Genomic DNA, 16699 nt, shown 5'->3' on the forward strand with positions numbered 1-16699 from the left:
GTCGTCGCAGGTGCCCGGACCGGCGCAATCCGCCGGGAGCGGATCGGCTCAATCCGGCGGGTCGACGCAGGTCCCCGGACCGGCACAATCCGCCGCACCAGCGCCATCCATAGGGGCGGCGCAACGCACCGGATCGTCGGAGGGCGGCGGGTTCGCTGAGCCCGGCGGGTCGGCGCAGGACACTGGATCGGCGGAAGTTGGCGACGACGTCGAGCACACTGGCGAGACGCGGAACCAGATGCTGCAGCGGAACGTCGGCGAGCTGTTGCAGGAGCTGCGGGTCGCGCAGGCGGGCGTGCAGATCCTCTTCGGGTTCCTGCTGTCGGTGGTCTTCACGGGCCGGTTCCACGACGCCAGCGGGTTCGAGAAGACGCTGCACCTGCTCGCGGTGCTGCTCACCGTCGCGGCGACGGCGTTGCTGATCGCGCCTGCGGCGTGGCATCGCATGCTGTTCCGGACTGGGCGGCGGGAGGAGATCCTGCGGGTCGGCAACCGGGTCGTGCTTGTTGGCTTCGGGTGTCTTGCCGCGGCGATCACGGTGACCGTGGCGTTGATCGCGAAGGTCTCCTTCGGACCGGTTGCGATGGGGCTCGTCGGCGGGATGGCGGTCTTGCTGTTCGGGCTGCTGTGGTTTGCGGTGCCGGGCATGCTCGTCGGCGACCAAAGGCGACGCGACGGTCACTGAGCGGCGTCAGTGCGCGCCGGGTTTGTCCTGCACTGGACAGAAACGGAGCTGTTCATCGAGCCGTCGGCAATTGTTGCCGTAGCGGTTGGGGCTGGCCCGTAGCTTCCTGCTCGTGACTGACTCTTCACGGCGGAACTTCCTGCGCGGTGCCGGAATCCTCGGTGCCGGCGCGGCGGTGTCCGCGCTTCCTGGTCTGAACGGGATCGCCGCGGCTGATCCCAGCGTCGCTCGTCGGCCGGACGGTGACAGTCCGCGGTTCACAATCGCGGTCATGCCGGACACCCAGTACCTGTTCGACGAGGACCGGGGCGACTCGACGCCGGTGGACGCGTCGTTGTCGTACGTGCTGCGCCACGCGCACGACGACAACGTTGTCTTCCTCGCGCACCTCGGCGACCTGACGCAGAACGGGCAGGTGCGGGAGTTCGCTGGCATCAGCCGGTCGTTCCAGGCGCTCGACCGGTTCCGCTTCCCGTACAGCACGCTCGCGGGCAACCACGACATCAACGGCTCCACCGACGACCAGCGCGGCCGCACGCCGTACCTTGACGCGTTCGGGCCGCAGCGGCAGCGCAACTCGCCGACGTTCCGCGGTGCCTCGAAGGACGGCTACAACACCTACCACGTGTTCCGCGCCGCCGGTCGGGAGTGGCTGGTGCTCGCGATGGATTGGCGTCCGTCAGCGGGCGGTTTCGCCTGGGCGAAGCAGGTCCTCGCGCAGCACCCGCGGATGCCCGCCATCCTCACGATCCACGAGCTGGTCAACTCCGACGAGCAGGGCAAGGCGTTCCTGTCGGACTTCGGCCAGCAGGTCTGGGACGAGTTCGTCAACGAAAGCGACCAGATCTTCCTGACCCTCAACGGCCACTACTGGCCGCCGAGCCGGCTGGTGAAGCGCAACGCCGCCGGCCACGACGTGCACCTGCACCTCACGAACTACCAGGATCGCTACTACGGCGGCAGCGGCATGATCCGGCTGTACCAGTTCGACGTCGCCCGCGGGGTGATCGACGTCCGCACCTTCTCGCCGTGGCTCGACGGCAAGCGCGACCTCACCGAACTCGAGCGCATCGAGGCCGAGCGCAGCACCGATGTCGACTACTTCAGCATCGACATCGACTTCGACAAGCGGTTCGCCGGTTTCGCGCCCGTTCCGGTGCCGCCGGCCCGTCCGGTGAAGCCGCAGCTCGTGCCGGGAACCGTCGCGTACTGGCGATTCGAGGGAGGTCGCGCGGGCGCTCCGGTGCCGGACAACGCGGTGATCAAGGACCTCACCGGCCGCGGCAACGATCTGCGCCGCATGACCGTGCCGGGCAGCGGGCCGACGGCGTTGACTTACTCGGCGGATTTCGCGCCTCGCCAACCGTCGCGGGCGAGCCTTCGCTTCGACGGTGCGCGCAATCCCGGTCGTGGCGCGTACCTCCAGACCGTCGACAACGCACCGATGAACACCCTGGCCTTCCAGCGCGGCTACACCGTCGAAGCGTTCATCCGCCTGCCCGACGACTTCCGCGACGGCACCCACGGCTGGTGCGGCATCTTCGCGCGCCTCGGCAACGGCGGCGCGGCCGGAAAGTCCGGCGACGACCCGAACGAATCGGCCGCGACGTTCAGCGTCTCGGACGGCGCGGAGCTGCAGTGGGCGGTGTTCCCGTTGAACCAGAACGGGATCTCGACCAACTGGGGGCACGAGCTGCCGCTGGCGAAGTGGTGGCACGTCGCGGTCGTCAACGACGGGTGGCGCAGCACGCTGTACGTCGATGGCTGCCCGCTGCTGCGCAACCCCAAGACGCCGGCGATCGGCCTGGCCAACCCGGGCGGCGGCTGGCTGGTCGGCGCGTCGTCGTACCGGGGCAAGGTGGAACGCAGCTTCTACGGCGAGATCGGCGAGGCGCGGGTGGTCGATCGGGCACTGGCTCCGCGGGAATTTCTGCTGGGCGGATAGGCCGCGCCGGTTGGCTGCTCGGCAATTGCGGCTGGCGACCGCGGTTCGCGGAAGGCTGACACGGCGGCTGAGCGACGCGGGAGGCGGCCGCGGCGACTCACGGATTGCGAAAGGCGGCCGCGGCGGCTCGGGGTTGCGGGAGGCGGCCGCGGTGGCTGGGGGTTGCGGGAGGCGGCCGCGGTGGCTGATGGATTGCAGGAGGCGGACGCAGGGGATGGGCGCTGTGGAAGGCGAACGCGGTCGCTGAGGGGGTTGCGGGCGGCGGACGCCGTGGCTGGAGGTGACGGGAGGCGGACGCCGTGACTTGGAGTTGTGGAAGGCGGGCTGCGGTGGCTGTGGGATTGCGGAAGGCGGACCTGTGGCTCGGGTTCGCGGAAGGTCGCCGCGGCTCGGGGATTGCGGAAGACAGGCATGGCGACTGGAGATTGTGGAACCGACTTGTTGGCCGAAGGTCGATACGGAATCCAGGGCGCGTTATTCCGATTGCGCAGTAGGCAAATTCGACTCGTGCGGCCGTTCGGGGGCATTAGCGAAACTGATGGCTTCGGCCAGTCGGTCTAATCGGGGAAGAGGGTGTAATAGGTATCGGCTCGGAGCTTCGCAGTGGGTGGTACCGAATTCGGTCGGGGGTGAGCGCCGGTCTCGGGTGCATTTTTTGGAGACCGGTGCCGTCCCGGTGAGTGGGACAAGGCTGCCGTGCGGAAATCGGCGAGCGTTCCCGTGCCGGGGACTGGGGCCGGGAACGTCGGTGTGCGACCGGAGGCGGGCCAGCGTCGATGCTGGGCGGGATTCCGGGGCCGTTGCTGGAACCGGTGCTTGGGCCGGAGTCCCGTGCCTGGTCGGCACGGATGCCGGTGGCTCGGGCTGACGCCCGTTGCCGGGGTCGACGTCTCCGTTTTCGACGGGCGACGTCGGGTGGTGCCGGGGTCGACGTCTTCGACGGGCGACGTCGGGTGATGCCGGGACCGGCGTCGTTGCCGGAAATGGGGCTGAACCTGCTTCGTCGACGGTTTGGCCTCGTTGCTGGAACTGGCGGCTGAGCCTGCTGCCACTGGCCAGGCCGGGTGCCGCGCCAGCGTCGTTGCTGGAAACGGTCGTCGGGGTGGGGGAACCCGTGCTGGCCAGCGTCGTTGCTGGACCAGCAGTGGGGCTGGGATCCGTGCTGGAACTCGCGTGTGGGCCGGAGCCCGTTGCCGGGGCCAGCACTCATGTCCGACTCTCGAAGCCGCAACCAGCGCTGATGCTGGAACCGGAGTTCCGAAGCCAGTGCCGGAGCCCCGAAGCCCGGACCCGCGCTTGGACCGATCCCCGCCCGGTCCGAACCCGAACTCGGCTGATCCAGCTCGTGGACACCAGCTGGGATCGGCGGTCCGAGGACCGTGCCTTGGTCCGGCCCATTGGGCCAGTCAAGGCACGTCAGTAGCGCCAGCCGGGGCGGCAGTCCGGGGACCGTGCCCGGTGGTCCAGTCCAGTTCAGGAACCAGACGGAGCCAGCTCCGGGGACCGGCCCGATCCAGTCCGCGAAGCCAAGCCGACGCAGCCGGGGCATCAGTCCTGTCCGGACCGACACCGTCAGCCTGAGGGCATGTCCCAAGCCGAGTGCTTCAGTCCGGGGACCAGGGACCGAAAGCCCAGCCAAACCGAGTGCTCCAACCCATGGACCAAGACCACAAGCCCAGCTCAGGAACCCGGCCAGGCCCTCGCCCAGCCGAAGAAACCCGGCCAAACCACAGTCCGTCCGCGCCAGGTGGAAGAACCCGGGCCGCCGCGCATCTCAGACCGAGAACCCCACCGAGAACCCAGCCTGAGCACGCCAGCCATGCACTCAGCCGCAACCCAGCCGCGAAGCCAGCCATGGGCCCGGCCGCGAAACCGGCCCGCGGGTCAGGCAGTCAGCCTTCCCCACGAGTAGTCCTGTTTCGCGAGCTTCAGGTACACGAACAGCTCCGTCGCGACGACTCCCGCGATTGGCCGTACCTCGTCGCCGAGTACGGACAGCAGGTGGTCGTCGTCGCGGCACAGCAGTTCCGCCAGCAGGTCGAAGCGGCCCGAGCAGAGTGCCACCTGGTGTACGTCGGCGACCTTGGCCAGTTGCTGGGCCACTTCGCGGGCGTCTCCGTCCACCGTGATGCCGACCATGGCCCTTCGGGTCAGGTCGACGTGCTCCGGCGAGGTCACGGCGACTATCTGCACCATTTCCTCTCGCAGCAGCCGCTGTACTCGCTGCCGCACCGCGCCTTCCGAAAGACCCACCGCCTTGGCCAGCGCGGTGAACGACGCCCTGCCGTCTTCCTGTAACAGCGTGATGAGCGTCCGGTCGGTCGCGTCTAGCGCTCTCGGAGCACGCGGTTCCTCGATTTTCGTACGGTTTTCGTCACCCATGCCGTCCCTCCCTGTGTTTCGGCATGTGATTCGTCAGACGCGCAGCGTATCGGCAGGAGCCGGAGAGCAGGAGACCCTTTCCCGTTTTCTTCTCCAGATGGCGGACATGCGCGCTCCGCACGCCGCCGTTCTGGCTCGGGCAAACGCCGGGTACGGTCGCGGACCGCCGATCTTGAGGAGGAATATTCCAATGACTGAAGCCGTCGCCGCGCCTGTGGTGCCGGCCAAGGGGCTCCGCTCGAACGCGCTGGGCATGGTGTCTTCGACGGTGATCGGTTTGTCGTCGACCGCCCCGGCTTATTCGATCGCGGCGACGCTCGGGTTCATCGTGCTCGCCGGAACGGGGTTCAAGGCCGCCGCGTTCGTGCTGCTGTCGTTCGTCCCGGTGCTGTTCGTCGCCTTTGCCTTCCGGGAACTCAATGCGGCCGAACCCGATTGCGGCACCAACTTCACGTGGGCCACCCGCGCGTTCGGCAGTCGAGTCGGCTGGATGACCGGCTGGGTCGTCCTCGTGGAACAGCTGCTGGTGATGAGCAGTCAGTCGGCGCTGACCGGCCGGTACACGCTGCTGCTGTTTGGTCTAGACGACCTCGCGAACAACCGCGCGGTGACGACGGCGATCGGCTGCGCGTGGCTGCTCGCGTTGTGCTGGCTGTGCTACCGCGGCATCGAGGTGTCCGCGCGGGCGCAGTGGGTCCTCCTCGGCATCGAACTCGCCGTCCTGGTGATCTTCTCCGTCGTAGCGCTTACGCGCGTCTACAGCGGCACTGCGGGCCCGCAGGCGACGACGCCGCAGTGGGATTGGCTGTGGCCGAGCGGGGTCAGTGTCGGGACGGCGGTGTCGGCGGTGCTGCTCGCGGTCTTCATCTACTGGGGCTGGGAGAGTTCGCTTTCGGTGAACGAGGAATCGGCGGATCCGCGGCACGCTCCGGGTCGGGCGGCGATTCTGTCGACCGTGCTGCTGGTGCTCAACTACCTGCTGGTGACCGTCGCCGCGCTGGCTTTCGCGGGCGTCGGCGAGCACGGGATCGGGCTGGCCAACGAGGCGAACGCCGAGGACGTGCTCGCCGGGTTGGGCGGAGCGGTGTTCGGAACGTCCGGTTTCGGGAAGGTCATGGGGGTGCTGCTGATCGTGTCGGTGCTGACCAGCGGTGCCGCCACGAGTCAGGCGACGATCATGCCCGCCGCGCGCACGACGTTGTCGATGGCGAGCCACGGCGCGTTGCCGAAGGTGTTCGGCCGCGTGCATCCGAAGTATCAGACGCCGTCGGTGACGACTTGGGCGTTTGGGTTGGTGTCGCTCGCTTTGTATGTGCTGCTGGCGTTGTGGAGCCGCAACGTGCTCGCGGATTCGGTCGACGCGGTCGGGCTCACGATCGCGATCGAGTTCACGGTGACGGCGCTTGCGTGCGTGTGCGTGTTTCGCCGGACGCTGTTGTCGAGCGTGCGCAACTTCCTGCTTCGCGGCTTACTGCCGTTCGTTGGCGGCGTGTTCTTCCTGGCGGTACTCGTGCTCGCGGCGATCGCGTACGCGAAGCCTGACGCCGGAGAGACCACTGTGTTCGGCATCGGCGGTGTCGCGGTGATTGGCGTCGTAGCGATCCTCGTGGGTTTCCCGTTGATGTTTGCCGTGCAACGTGCCTGCCGTGACTTCTTCGCCGGGCGACGTCTGACGCGCGGCGCCGTTGCCCGCGACGGTCAGACCATCGAGAGCTAGCAGCGGCGAAGCAGGTCTTCTTCGGTTTCGCGGCGTACGAGGAGCGTCGCGTGTCCGTCGCGTACGCCGACGAGTGGTGGGCGGCCGACGAGGTTGTAGTTCGACGCCAGCGAGTGGTGGTACGCGCCGGTGCACGGTACGGCCAGCAGATCGCCGACGTGGATGTCGTCGGGCAGGCAGACGTCCGCCAGTACGTCACCGGACTCGCAGTGTCGTCCGACAACCGTCATCGGCGTACGCGCGGCCTTCGTGCGACGGCCGACGAGACGCGCGGTGTAGCGCGCGCCGTACAGTGCGGGGCGCGGGTTGTCGCTCATGCCGCCGTCGACAGCGACGAAGGTGCGCGCGCCGCGTTTCACGGCGCACACGCGGTACACCGTGATTCCCGCCGGTCCGACGATCGCGCGTCCGGGCTCGATTGTCAGGCGTGGCAGCGGGAAGTCGCGTGACGAGCACTCGTAGCCCAGGGCGACGCGGAGGCGGCGTGCGTAGCCGTCGAGGTCGAAGGACGCTTCGCGGTCGGCGTACGGCACCGCGTGTCCGCCGCCGAGATCCAAGTCGCGCAAGGTGATTCCGTATTGGTCGCGAATGCGGACGAGCACTTCGACCATCTTTCGCGCGGCTTCTTCGTAACGGTCCACGCGGGACACTTGCGAGCCGATGTGGCAGTGCAGTCCGGTCAGTTGCAGGCTCGGCTGCGAAAGTACTGCTGCGACAGCGCGATCGACGTTGTCTCGTACGTCGGGGCGTAGCGAGAAGCCGAACTTCTGTCCTTCGGTGCCGGTCGTGATCGCAGCGTGTGTGTCGCCGCTGACGCCGGGCGTAACGCGGATGAGGACGCGTTGCGCGCCGTGTGCGAGGGTGCCGAGTTGTTCTACTTCGTCGAGGGAGTCGAGAACGATGCGGCCGACCCCGTACTGCAGCGCGGCTTTCAGGTCTTCGGGCGTTTTCGCGTTGCCGTGCAACAGAATGCGCTCTGCAGGAAAGCCGACAGCGCGCGCGACAGCGATCTCACCGGCGGAGCACGTGTCGAGCGACAGTCCTTCTTCGGCGACCCAACGCAACACTGCCCGCGTACAGAGCGCCTTGCTCGCGAAGGCGACGTCGGCCTCCGGCAGCGCACGGCGGTACGCGCGGGCCGTGTCGCGCACCTGTTCCTCGTCGAGGAGATAGGCGGGCGTACCGAAGCGCGCGGCCAGGTGACTGACCGGCGCGCCGGCGAAGAGCAGCTCACCGCCTTCGCCGAGCCTCGTGCCTTGCGGCCAGAGCCCCGGTTCTAGGTGGTCGGCGGCCTCGCAGCCGAGACTCGGGAGCAGCTCGCTGAGCGTCACGGTTACCTCCGGTCGATGTCGATCGCGGCGAACATCGCCAGCACACTGCGCCGACCCCGCGCCGGAACGTCCCGGAAACGGGCCCCTGACGGTCCGGCCGGTCGTGCTGACGCGCTTTTAACGCGCGAGTAACCTCCGCCACACCCTGGTTGAGCTGGGGTTTGCTGAGTTTTCCGGTGCCCGGCCGTCTTATCGGACATGGTTGAACAGATGACCGACTTCGCGAGCGAGACCGAGCCGTACCGGCACGAGCTGCGGGTGCACTGCTACCGGATGCTGGGCTCGTTCGACGAGGCGGAAGACCTGGTCCAGGAGACTCTGCTGCGCGCGTGGCGCGGCCGTTCGACGTACGCGGGCCGCGCGAGCCTGCGGGCGTGGTTGTACCGGATCGCGACTAACGCGTGTCTCGACCACCTCGACGCACACCCGCGCGAGCTGCCGACACTCGATCTTCCGGTCACGCACGACTCCGACCTCGCGCCGCGCCCCGATGTCGCGGTGCCGTGGTTGCAGCCTGCGCCGGACAGCGCGCTTCAGCCGGACGCTGTCGTCGTCGCACTCGAGACGGTGGAGTTGGCGTTCCTCGCAGCCATCCAGCATCTTTCGCCGCGACAGCGGGCTGCGTTGGTGCTTCGCGACGTACTCGGCTGGTCTGCGCGCGAAACGGCTTCAGCGCTCGGTGCGACGCCTGCGTCGGTGAACAGCAACGTGTTGCGCGCGCGGGCCGAGTTGCAGGAGCACTTGCCTACGCGACGTACGGAGTGGGCATCGGCGTCCGCAAGCGACGAGGAACGCGCCGTCGTCGCGAAGTACGTGAAGGCGCTCGTAGAGCACGACGAAGCGGCCTTCGCTGAACTGTTGCGCGAAGACGTGCGTTGCAGCCACGCGCCTGGCGCTGGCGGGCATATGGGACCGGAGCCGACGTGGTACGCGGGACGCGCCGAAGTGCTCGAAGGCTGGGCACCGGCGTTGCATGGCGGCGACGCTGCCGAGTTCCGCGTTGTCGAGACGCGCGCGAACGGTCTCCCTGCGCTCGCCACGTACGCGCGCGCAGTCGGAGAGTTCCGGGCCTTCGGACTGGTGACGCTGCGTCTGGACGGCGGCCGCGTCGCGGAGGTGACCACCTTCGGTCCGGAAGTCTTCCCGGCTTTCGACCTCCCGCCGGTGTTTGCCTGACGCGTTACGAAAGCCCCCACGAGGACAGGATTTCGAACAGCTGGTCCCGTTCCGCGGCCGTCAGCAGCCTGCTCGGCGGCCGCACGTCGGGGCGGCACAGGCCGAGCTGGGAGAGGGCGTCCTTGACCACGCTGACGTTGTTGGCGTTGCCCTCCGCGGCGCGCATCTGCTCGAACGGGCGGATGCGGTCCCAGATCTCCATCGCTCCGGCGAAGTCGTGGTTGCGCAGGTGGCGGAACAGGTCGAGCGAGATTTGCGGCGCGACGTTCACCAGGCCGGAGGTGAAGCCCGTCGCGCCGACTGCGAAGTACCCAGGGGCGGACAGTTCGGCGAGGCCCGCGATCCACACGAAGCGCTCGTACCCCGCGTCGCGCGCGACGGTGCGGAAGCGCACTGGGTCCGGCACGGCGTACTTCACGCCGAGCACGTTCGGCGCGGCGTCGGCGAGCTGTGCCAGGTCTGAACCTTCGATGGCGGGGTTGCGCACGTACAGGACAACCCCGAGCTCGGGCACTTCGTTCGCGATGGCGCGGTGGTAGTCGATCCAGCCCGCGCGCGAGACGTACGGATGCACGGGCTGATGGATCATCACCATGTCCGCTCCGGAAGCGCGCGCGTGCTTCGCGGCCTTCACGGCTGTACGCACGTCATGGCCGACGCCAGCGAGGACGCTCGCCTCGCGCGCGGCCTTCGTGGTGACTTCGAGGCACTGTCGCGTTTCTTGCTCGTCGAGCGCGTAGAACTCGCCGGTGTTGCCGTTCGGCGTGACGACCTCGACGCCGCTCAGCACGAGCCGTTCGACTAACCGCTCGTACGTCTCGGCGTCCACATCTCCGGCCGCGGTGAACGGGGTCACCGGGATCGCCACCACACCAGCGAGTCGCTGTCGCTGTTTCTCGAACGCCACGAGCAGATCCGATCTGATATATGATGTCTCGACAGTCGGAGGGTAACACGAGGGTAGCCAGGACAATCGTCCTGATCTTTGGGATGTGCGTCCTAGATCCGCGCTGAAGGGCGGTCCGACCTGGCAGAACTAGGTGCCGCGGGCGGATGGCCGACGCGTTGCGCGCAAGCCGGGCGAGTCGGCACGCCCCGGCGGAAGGGGCGTGCCGGAACCCTCAGCGCAGGGCGTCCAACGCGAACGCGGTGTACATAGCGACCCCAGCGGCCATCGCTGGTTCGTGGAACTTCACCCGGTTCGAGTGGTTGTCCTCCGTGGTCGCCGGATCCGCCCCCGGCTCCCGCGCCCCGATGAACGCGAACGTGCCCGGAACCCGTTGCAGCACATACGAGAAGTCCTCCGCGCCCATGATCGGCGTGGTCAGCTCCTCGACGTTCTCCGCGCCCAGCACGTCGGCACCCAGCGACAACACCTCAGCCGCGACCTCCGGGTCGTTGACCGTCGTCGGGTAGCCCGGGTCCACTCCGGCCGACACGCGACATCCGTGGGCCGCTCCGACCGCCTCGCACACCTTCGGCAGTTCCTCGCGAACGAAGGACCGCGTCGTCTCCGACAGGGTGCGAATGGTCCCCTCGAGCACCGCCGTCTCGGGGATGATGTTCGTCGTCGTTCCGGCCACGATGCGGGTCACCGAGACCACTGCCGGGTCAAAGACGCTGATCCGGCGCGTGACCATCGTCTGCAGCGCGCTGACCATCGCGGCCGCGGCTGGGACTGGGTCGATGGCGTCGTGCGGAGCCGAACCGTGGCCGCCGCGGCCGGTGACCTCGACGCTGAACGTGTCGGCTGAGGCCATCATCGGCCCGCCGCGCACCTGCAGGACGCCGCTCGGGCTGTTGGCGATCGTGTGCAGGCCGAAGGCTCGCGTGACGCGCGTGCCGGCCGCGTCCAGCACGCCCTCGTGGATCATGTGCCGCGCGCCGTGCAGGCCCTCCTCGCCCGGCTGGAACATGAACACCACCGAGCCCGCCAGGTCGTCGACGCGCTCCGACAACAGCCGCGCCGCGGAGGCGAGCATCGCGACGTGCGTGTCGTGCCCGCAGGCGTGCATCGAACCGTCGATCTCGGACGAGAACTCCAGGCCGGTGTCCTCGGTCAGCGGCAACGCGTCCATGTCGGCCCGCAGCAGAATGGCCGGTCCGGGACGGGCCCCGCGCAGCACGCCGGTGAGCGACGTCGTGGAGCGGCCGTCGGTGAGTTCGATCGGCAGGTCGGCCAGCGCGGCGCGGATCGCCGCCTGGGTGCGCGGCAGCTGCAAGCCCTGTTCAGGGTGCCGGTGCACAGCGCGGCGGAGCTCGACAGTGCGGTCCTGCAGCTGCCGTGCGGCGTCGAGCAGCCCGGCGTGCCGGTTGCCGGGCAGGGTGGGGAGGTCGGTGGGTCCGGTCATGGCTCGATAGTGGCACCTCGCACGCTTCGGGCGCACCGTGCGTGCGTTCGCCAGCGAGGCGGAATACGGTGTGCGCATGGCGGTGCAAGAGCCGGTCACGGGCTTCGCGATAGCTGTGGTCCGTGAAGACGGTCGGTGGCGGTGCAGTGCGCTCGATTCCTCGGCGCTCACAGAGTTGGACGCGGCGATCACCGAGCTGGGCAAGCTCCGGTCGACCGGGGCGGCGTTCGGCCTGCTGGCCGTCGACGACGAGTTCTTCGTGATCGTCCGGCCGAGCCCGAGGGGACCGTCGCTGCTGCTGTCGGACGCCGCCGCGGCGCTCGACTACGACATCGCGGCGGACGTCCTCGACGTGCTGCGCGTCGACCCGCCCGACGAGGACGACGACGCCGTCTGGCCCGAGGGCGATCTCGACATCCTGGCCGACCTCGGCCTTCCCGGCGGCGAGCTGGAGGTGATCGTCGGCGAGGTCGACCTCTACCCGGACGAGCAGCTCCAGATGATCGCCCAGCGGTGCGGCTTCGAGGCCGAGTTCTCGAAACTGCTGGACCAGCTCTGAGACGGCCGGACGACATCGAGGCCGTGCGGGCAGCGCTGGACGCGGCCCGCGCTCCTGGTGCCGACGTGCCGATCGGCGCGGTCGTCTTCGATCCGGACGGACGTCCGCTGGCCGCGGCCCGCAACGCGCGCGTCGAGCTGGCTGACCCCACCGCGCACGCGGAGGTCCTCGCACTGCGCGCGGCGGCCCGCGAATTCGGCGACGGCTGGCGGCTCGAGGGCTGCACGCTCGCGGTCACCCTGGAGCCCTGCACGATGTGCGCCGGCGCGCTCGTGCTCGCCCGCGTCGCCCGGCTGGTGTTCGGGGCCTGGGAGCCCAAGACGGGCGCGGTGTCGTCGCTGTGGGACGTCGTGCGCGACCGCCGCCTCAACCACCGGCCGGAAGTCCTCGGCGGAGTGCTCGAAAACGACTGCGCCGCCCTGCTCGAGGCGTACTTCGCGGACCGCCGGCCCGGGGCCGAGTAACCCCCGCCGCACCCCGCGAAGGGGGTCCGGTATTGTTCTCGGCGGTGGCGTGTCCGAGCGGCCGAAGGAGCACGACTCGAAATCGTGTGACGGTTAATCCCGTCCGTGGGTTCAAATCCCACCGCCACCGCTCTTGAACGAACGAACCCCGACCGGGCACTCCGGCCGGGGTTCGTTCGTTTGACCTTCCGGTAGCTGGTCCCCGTACCGGAGGTGGCGCGTTGTACATCTATGCCCGGCGTCGGTCGCTCACGTTCAGCGGCAAGCAGGTCACGATCAAGGCCGCGATCAAGGACGGGCTGTTCGGAGCGAACAAGACGCACAGTTTCAGGGTCAGCAGGATCAGCGGGGTCAGCAACATCGAACCCCGCGCGTTCAGCCCGGGGTGTCTCAAGTTCAAGGTGACCGGGGCGTCGACGGCGGTGATCGAGAACCCTGCGTCGGGTGGCGACAAGGCCGATCTGTGCACCTTTTACTACAGTTCGTCCGACAAAAAGAAGGTGCGGCAGCTGGTCGAGGAGATCCAAGCGCTGATGCCGAAGTAGCGTGGGCTCATGAGCGAAGAGCTTCCGCCGGTCGGCAAGACCGCGGTTGGGGTGGCTGGGCTTCGTGCGTTGGAGAGCGGGCGGCCGGACCGGCTGTTCGAGGATCCTTACGCGGGCGCGTTCTTCCATGCCGGGCGCGCGATCTTCGAAGGCAAAGAGCGGGATTCGCGGCTCGGGATGGTGTTCGCGCAACAGGTCGCGATCCGCACCCGGTTCTTCGACGACTTCGTTTCCGGCGGGACGCAGACGGTCCTTCTGGCGGCCGGTCTCGACGCTCGTGCGTTCCGGCTCGACTGGCCGGACGGCGCGCGGGTGTTCGAGGTCGACCTGCCGGATGTGCTCGCGTTCAAGGAAGCAGTGCTGGCCGAACAAGGTGCGCGGCCCCGGTGCGAGCGCACGGCCGTCCCGGTGGATCTGCGGGATAACTGGGCCGCTGCCTTGAAAAACGAGGGATTCGACCCGGAACAGCCGACGGTCTGGCTCGCCGAGGGTCTGCTGATTTACCTCAGCCGGGACGAGGCGGAGCGGCTGCTGACGACCGTCACCGAGTTGTCCGCGCCCGGCAGCCGGATTTCGTTCGAGCATCGGCCGGACGGCGAACGGGACGGGTTGCTGGATCAGGCGCGCAACGTCGGCGGCGAGGTCACGGCGCTCTGGCTCGGCGGTCTTGCCGGAGACGCTCCGGAGTGGCTCGCCGAGCACGGCTGGCGGCCGGAAACCGTTACTATAGCGGAACTTGCCGTCCAGTACGGACGCGAGCCGTTGGACAGCACGCGCGGCGGATTCGTGACCGCGACTCGCTAGTTTTCTTCCTGCAGCACCGGTGTTCCGAAGGCGTCGAGGAAAGTCGTTGCCTCTCCTATGGTCGCGACGCCGCGAGCGACCGCTTCGGCGATCGTTCCGCACGCCTCTCGGACCGCCGGTTCCGCGGATCGGTCTCCGGCCAGCAGCGCGACAGCTGCCGAAGACACGCCTTCCGCGATCAGCATGACCCGCGCCGCGGTCTGATCCGCCAGCCGGTCAAGGAGATCCGCCAGATCCAAGCCAACGGACGCGGTGCGTGCGGCGGCTTCGGCGGCCTGGCGGTAGTGCGCATCCAGTTCGTCGGCGCTGCCCCGGAATTGCGCGGCCGGTTCGCCGCCCCATTTGCGTTCCGCGCTGTGCGCCCCGCGTTCGAACTCCAGGCGGGCCATGACCAGAACGTCGCGGCCGCCCGACAGCGTGCGCGCCGATTCGCGGATCGTCTGCGGGGAACAGTCGATCTGCCGCAGCGCGGTGACCGGGTCCGGTGCGCCGATCACGGCGGCCGCGGCGCCCAATGAAGCAAGCCCGGCGGCCGCGTTGTCCAGCGCCGGGTGGAGGAACGGCATCAACTCAGCAGCGCCGTCGCGATCGTCGGGCGGTGGTGGTGGCCGCGGGCGGCCATCCGCAGCTGGCCGGCGAGGTCGGACGTCGCGTCGCCCAGGATGCGCGCGTCGACGTCCCGCGCGGCGAGCGCGGCCTCCCACCGGGCGGCGATTTCCCGTGCGGGCGCGGAAATCCCCCATGGCGTCGATTCGAGGCGGGCTTCGGCGAACCGGCCCGCCGCGCGGTCCGCGTCGGCAGCCGCTCGATCGAGCGCGTCCGCGGCGGCGTTGAGCCGCTCGCTCGTCGAACCTGCCATCGGGACCTCCGCTTCCGGGAGAGCGCGAACCGCGGCCCGCCACCCTCTGGACAGATCTAACCCCATCGAGGCGGCCCGGGTCACTCGGCCGGGCGTGCGACGATTCCACATCGTGGGGATCCTTGACCGGGCGTTCCCCGCACCGCCAGAATTGGAGTCATGCCAGAGAACCGGGAAGTGCCGCTAGCCGGCCGTGCCCCGGCACGGACGGACGGCGAGGGAGTGGCCGCTCTCCTCAAGCGTCGCGGTCGTCTCGGCTCTCCTCCCGCGTAGGCGATTTTCCGCTGCCACAGCCGAATTCACCTATTCTTCCGGGAGTACCGCCATGTCTGTAGACCTGCCTGCCCGCCTGCGCTCGTCCGTTACGCCGGACGACGGAATCCTCGAAGGCCCGCGCGTGCTGCACCGGCTTTCCGGTGCCGAAGCTCCGTACGAGCTGTTCACCTTGCGTCCCCTCGGACGGGTGATCGGCGCTGAAATATCCGGAGTGGACCTCGGCGCGCCGGTTTCGCCGCAGCTGCGCGCCGAGCTGAACCGCGCCTTGCTGGAGTGGAAGGTGCTGTTCTTCCGCGACCAGCACATCACGTCGCAGCAGCAGCGCGCGTTCGCCGCGAACTGGGGCGAACTGGAAACGAACCCGTTCATCCCGCGGGGAGATTCCGACCAGGTCGTGCGGTTCACCCGCACCGCCGGAATGCCCGGGTACGAGAACATCTGGCACACCGACGTCACCTGGCGGCCGAATCCGGCGCTCGGCTCGGTGCTGCGCCTGGTCGAGGTCCCGCCGATCGGCGGCGACACGATGTGGGCCGACATGGCCGCCGCCTACGACAACCTGCCCGCCGACGTGCGCGAGCGGATCGACGGCCTCACCGCGGTGCACGACTTCATCCCCGGCTTCGACCGCTTCACCGACCCGGATCTGCTGGCCCAGTGGCAGGACGCGTACCCGCCGGTCGAGCACCCGGTGGTGCGGACCCATCCGGAGACTGGACGGCGGACGTTGTTCGTGAATCAGGCCTTCACCACGCACATCGTCGGCCTGGACCGCGCCGAAAGCGACCGGCTGCTGCGGTATTTGTTCCTGCAGGCGCACACGCCGGAGTTCCAGGTGCGGTTCCGGTGGGAGCCGGATTCGGTGGCGTTCTGGGACAACCGCGCGACCCAGCACTACGCCGTCAACGACTACCACCCGCACGTCCGGATCGCGGAGCGCGTCGCGATCGTCGGGGATCGGCCGTACTGATCAGCGGGTGACGCCGGTGAGGACGGTGTCGACAAGTCGTTCGAGGTAGGCGTCGTCGGCGGATTTCGCGCGGATCAGGGTGTGGAACCAGAGGTTCCCGCCCAGTAGATCCATGACCATCTCGGAATCCGCTGTGTCGGCTAGTTCGCCTCGGTCGTGGGCTCGATCGAAGACGGCCTGCTCGCGGCCGAGGCGGTCGGCGAAGAAGCGTCCGGCTGCCGCGGCGGTGGCGGGACGGTCCGGCAGCGCGGAGACGACGGCCGTGATGATGCGCCGGTTCGCGGGATCGGACAGCAGCCGGTGGATCTGCTTCGCCAGTTCGAGGAGATCCCCGCGCAGGGAGCCGGTGTCGGGGATCGCGAAGGTCAATTCCGGGGCCTGGACCAGGGCGTCGGCGAGGACTTCGTCTTTGGTCGCCCACGTGCGGTAGATCGTCGTTTTGTGCACTCCGGCCTGCGCCGCTACCGCTTCGATCGTCAGTGCGTCGTAACCGCGGTCGGCCAGCAGCGCGAGGGTCGCGGAGAAGATGGCGTCCGCCTTGCGCGGGCGGGAGGCGGTCCGGTCCATGGCCTGATCCTAGCCAGGTTTGCAACGGTGCGTTGCATTTGGTCTCGTCGCCGTGGTAGACCTGCGAA

The 16699-nt window shown here is 68.7% G+C and carries 15 protein-coding genes, 1 tRNA gene and 1 pseudogene; 10 read left to right on the forward strand and 7 right to left on the reverse strand.

Translation table 11 applies throughout. The features are described from left to right. Window positions 1-211: 211 nt before the first annotated feature. Together ACWDNU_RS06575 and ACWDNU_RS06580 are read left to right on the forward strand one after the other, a co-directional pair. Window positions 212-685: pseudogene (locus ACWDNU_RS06575) on the forward strand (DUF6328 family protein); the annotation flags it as partial. A gap of 112 nt (window positions 686-797) precedes the next feature. Then, window positions 798-2630: a LamG-like jellyroll fold domain-containing protein gene (locus ACWDNU_RS06580; protein ID WP_449668037.1), complete on the forward strand. Its 1833-nt coding sequence runs from the start codon at window positions 798-800 to the stop codon at window positions 2628-2630. A 1884-nt stretch (window positions 2631-4514) separates the two neighbouring features. Here the strand turns inward: ACWDNU_RS06580 and ACWDNU_RS06585 are convergent. Beyond that, complete coding sequence (locus ACWDNU_RS06585; protein WP_370933328.1) at window positions 4515-5012, reverse strand: Lrp/AsnC family transcriptional regulator; 498 nt, start codon at window positions 5010-5012, stop codon at window positions 4515-4517. Window positions 5013-5202: 190 nt separating this feature from the next. On the opposite strand from ACWDNU_RS06585, the gene ACWDNU_RS06590 reads away from it, so the two are divergent. Beyond that, window positions 5203-6729: an APC family permease gene (locus ACWDNU_RS06590; RefSeq protein WP_449668038.1), complete on the forward strand. Its 1527-nt coding sequence runs from the start codon at window positions 5203-5205 to the stop codon at window positions 6727-6729. Here the strand turns inward: ACWDNU_RS06590 and lysA are convergent. Next, window positions 6726-8060 (reverse strand): diaminopimelate decarboxylase, encoded by a 1335-nt coding sequence (gene lysA / locus ACWDNU_RS06595; RefSeq protein WP_449668039.1) that lies wholly within the window; start codon window positions 8058-8060, stop codon window positions 6726-6728. The two genes, ACWDNU_RS06590 and lysA, sit on opposite strands and share 4 nt — an antisense overlap. A 210-nt stretch (window positions 8061-8270) precedes the next feature. Between lysA and ACWDNU_RS06600 the strand changes: the two genes are divergently transcribed. Then, window positions 8271-9236, forward strand: a complete 966-nt coding sequence (locus ACWDNU_RS06600; protein ID WP_449668040.1) for an RNA polymerase subunit sigma-70 — start codon at window positions 8271-8273, stop codon at window positions 9234-9236. A 4-nt stretch (window positions 9237-9240) separates the two neighbouring features. Here the strand turns inward: ACWDNU_RS06600 and ACWDNU_RS06605 are convergent, their stop codons facing one another. Beyond that, window positions 9241-10143, reverse strand: a complete 903-nt coding sequence (locus tag ACWDNU_RS06605; RefSeq protein ID WP_370933335.1) for a dihydrodipicolinate synthase family protein — start codon at window positions 10141-10143, stop codon at window positions 9241-9243. A 214-nt stretch (window positions 10144-10357) separates the two neighbouring features. Further along, window positions 10358-11587 carry a M20 metallopeptidase family protein gene (locus ACWDNU_RS06610; protein WP_370933337.1) on the reverse strand — a complete coding sequence of 410 codons (1230 nt, stop codon included), beginning with the start codon at window positions 11585-11587 and terminating at the stop codon, window positions 10358-10360. Between the two features lie 76 nt (window positions 11588-11663). Between ACWDNU_RS06610 and ACWDNU_RS06615 the strand changes: the two genes are divergently transcribed. The 5 genes from ACWDNU_RS06615 (at window position 11664) to ACWDNU_RS06635 (ending at window position 13959) form a co-directional block, all read left to right on the forward strand. Beyond that, window positions 11664-12146 (forward strand): tRNA adenosine deaminase-associated protein, encoded by a 483-nt coding sequence (locus ACWDNU_RS06615; RefSeq protein WP_344266077.1) that lies wholly within the window; start codon window positions 11664-11666, stop codon window positions 12144-12146. Window positions 12147-12169: 23 nt separating this feature from the next. Continuing rightward, entirely contained in the window at window positions 12170-12610 is a 441-nt protein-coding gene (locus ACWDNU_RS06620) for a nucleoside deaminase (RefSeq protein ID WP_370933339.1), read from the forward strand. A 43-nt stretch (window positions 12611-12653) separates the two neighbouring features. After that, window positions 12654-12740, forward strand: a tRNA-Ser gene (locus tag ACWDNU_RS06625). A 91-nt stretch (window positions 12741-12831) separates the two neighbouring features. Continuing rightward, window positions 12832-13155 carry a hypothetical protein gene (locus ACWDNU_RS06630; RefSeq protein ID WP_449668041.1) on the forward strand — a complete coding sequence of 108 codons (324 nt, stop codon included), beginning with the start codon at window positions 12832-12834 and terminating at the stop codon, window positions 13153-13155. A gap of 9 nt (window positions 13156-13164) precedes the next feature. After that, window positions 13165-13959, forward strand: coding sequence for an SAM-dependent methyltransferase (locus ACWDNU_RS06635; protein ID WP_449668042.1), 795 nt, complete (start codon window positions 13165-13167; stop codon window positions 13957-13959). On the opposite strand, the gene ACWDNU_RS06640 is transcribed toward ACWDNU_RS06635, so the two are convergent. Beyond that, the gene (locus tag ACWDNU_RS06640; protein WP_449668043.1) at window positions 13956-14525 is read right to left on the reverse strand and encodes a hypothetical protein; all 570 of its coding nucleotides are present in this window, start codon (window positions 14523-14525) and stop codon (window positions 13956-13958) included. The two genes, ACWDNU_RS06635 and ACWDNU_RS06640, sit on opposite strands and share 4 nt — an antisense overlap. After that, entirely contained in the window at window positions 14525-14818 is a 294-nt protein-coding gene (locus ACWDNU_RS06645; protein ID WP_449668044.1) for a hypothetical protein, read from the reverse strand. The genes ACWDNU_RS06640 and ACWDNU_RS06645 overlap by 1 nt, the downstream gene beginning before the upstream one ends. A 325-nt stretch (window positions 14819-15143) precedes the next feature. Here ACWDNU_RS06645 and ACWDNU_RS06650 point away from each other — a divergent pair, with 325 nt between their 5' ends. Then, window positions 15144-16064, forward strand: a complete 921-nt coding sequence (locus tag ACWDNU_RS06650; RefSeq protein ID WP_449668045.1) for a TauD/TfdA dioxygenase family protein — start codon at window positions 15144-15146, stop codon at window positions 16062-16064. Here the strand turns inward: ACWDNU_RS06650 and ACWDNU_RS06655 are convergent, their stop codons facing one another. Then, window positions 16065-16631: a TetR/AcrR family transcriptional regulator gene (locus ACWDNU_RS06655; RefSeq protein ID WP_370933348.1), complete on the reverse strand. Its 567-nt coding sequence runs from the start codon at window positions 16629-16631 to the stop codon at window positions 16065-16067. It lies immediately after the preceding gene. Window positions 16632-16699: the final 68 nt, after the last annotated feature.

It is taken from the genome of Amycolatopsis sp. NPDC003676 (assembly GCF_053587275.1).

Bases quoted from the DNA above. Each gene is read 5' to 3' on its own strand.
- ACWDNU_RS06655 (WP_370933348.1), bottom strand. From the start codon at position 16,631: ATGGACCGGACCGCCTCCCGCCCGCGCAAGGCGGACGCCATCTTCTCC.
- ACWDNU_RS06610 (WP_370933337.1), bottom strand. From the start codon at position 11,587: ATGACCGGACCCACCGACCTCCCCACCCTGCCCGGCAACCGGCACGCC.
- ACWDNU_RS06600 (WP_449668040.1), top strand. From the start codon at position 8,271: ATGACCGACTTCGCGAGCGAGACCGAGCCGTACCGGCACGAGCTGCGG.
- ACWDNU_RS06650 (WP_449668045.1), top strand. From the start codon at position 15,144: ATGTCTGTAGACCTGCCTGCCCGCCTGCGCTCGTCCGTTACGCCGGAC.
- ACWDNU_RS06615 (WP_344266077.1), top strand. From the start codon at position 11,664: ATGGCGGTGCAAGAGCCGGTCACGGGCTTCGCGATAGCTGTGGTCCGT.
- ACWDNU_RS06645 (WP_449668044.1), bottom strand. From the start codon at position 14,818: ATGGCAGGTTCGACGAGCGAGCGGCTCAACGCCGCCGCGGACGCGCTC.
- ACWDNU_RS06635 (WP_449668042.1), top strand. From the start codon at position 13,165: ATGAGCGAAGAGCTTCCGCCGGTCGGCAAGACCGCGGTTGGGGTGGCT.
- ACWDNU_RS06590 (WP_449668038.1), top strand. From the start codon at position 5,203: ATGACTGAAGCCGTCGCCGCGCCTGTGGTGCCGGCCAAGGGGCTCCGC.
- ACWDNU_RS06640 (WP_449668043.1), bottom strand. From the start codon at position 14,525: ATGCCGTTCCTCCACCCGGCGCTGGACAACGCGGCCGCCGGGCTTGCT.
- ACWDNU_RS06585 (WP_370933328.1), bottom strand. From the start codon at position 5,012: ATGGGTGACGAAAACCGTACGAAAATCGAGGAACCGCGTGCTCCGAGA.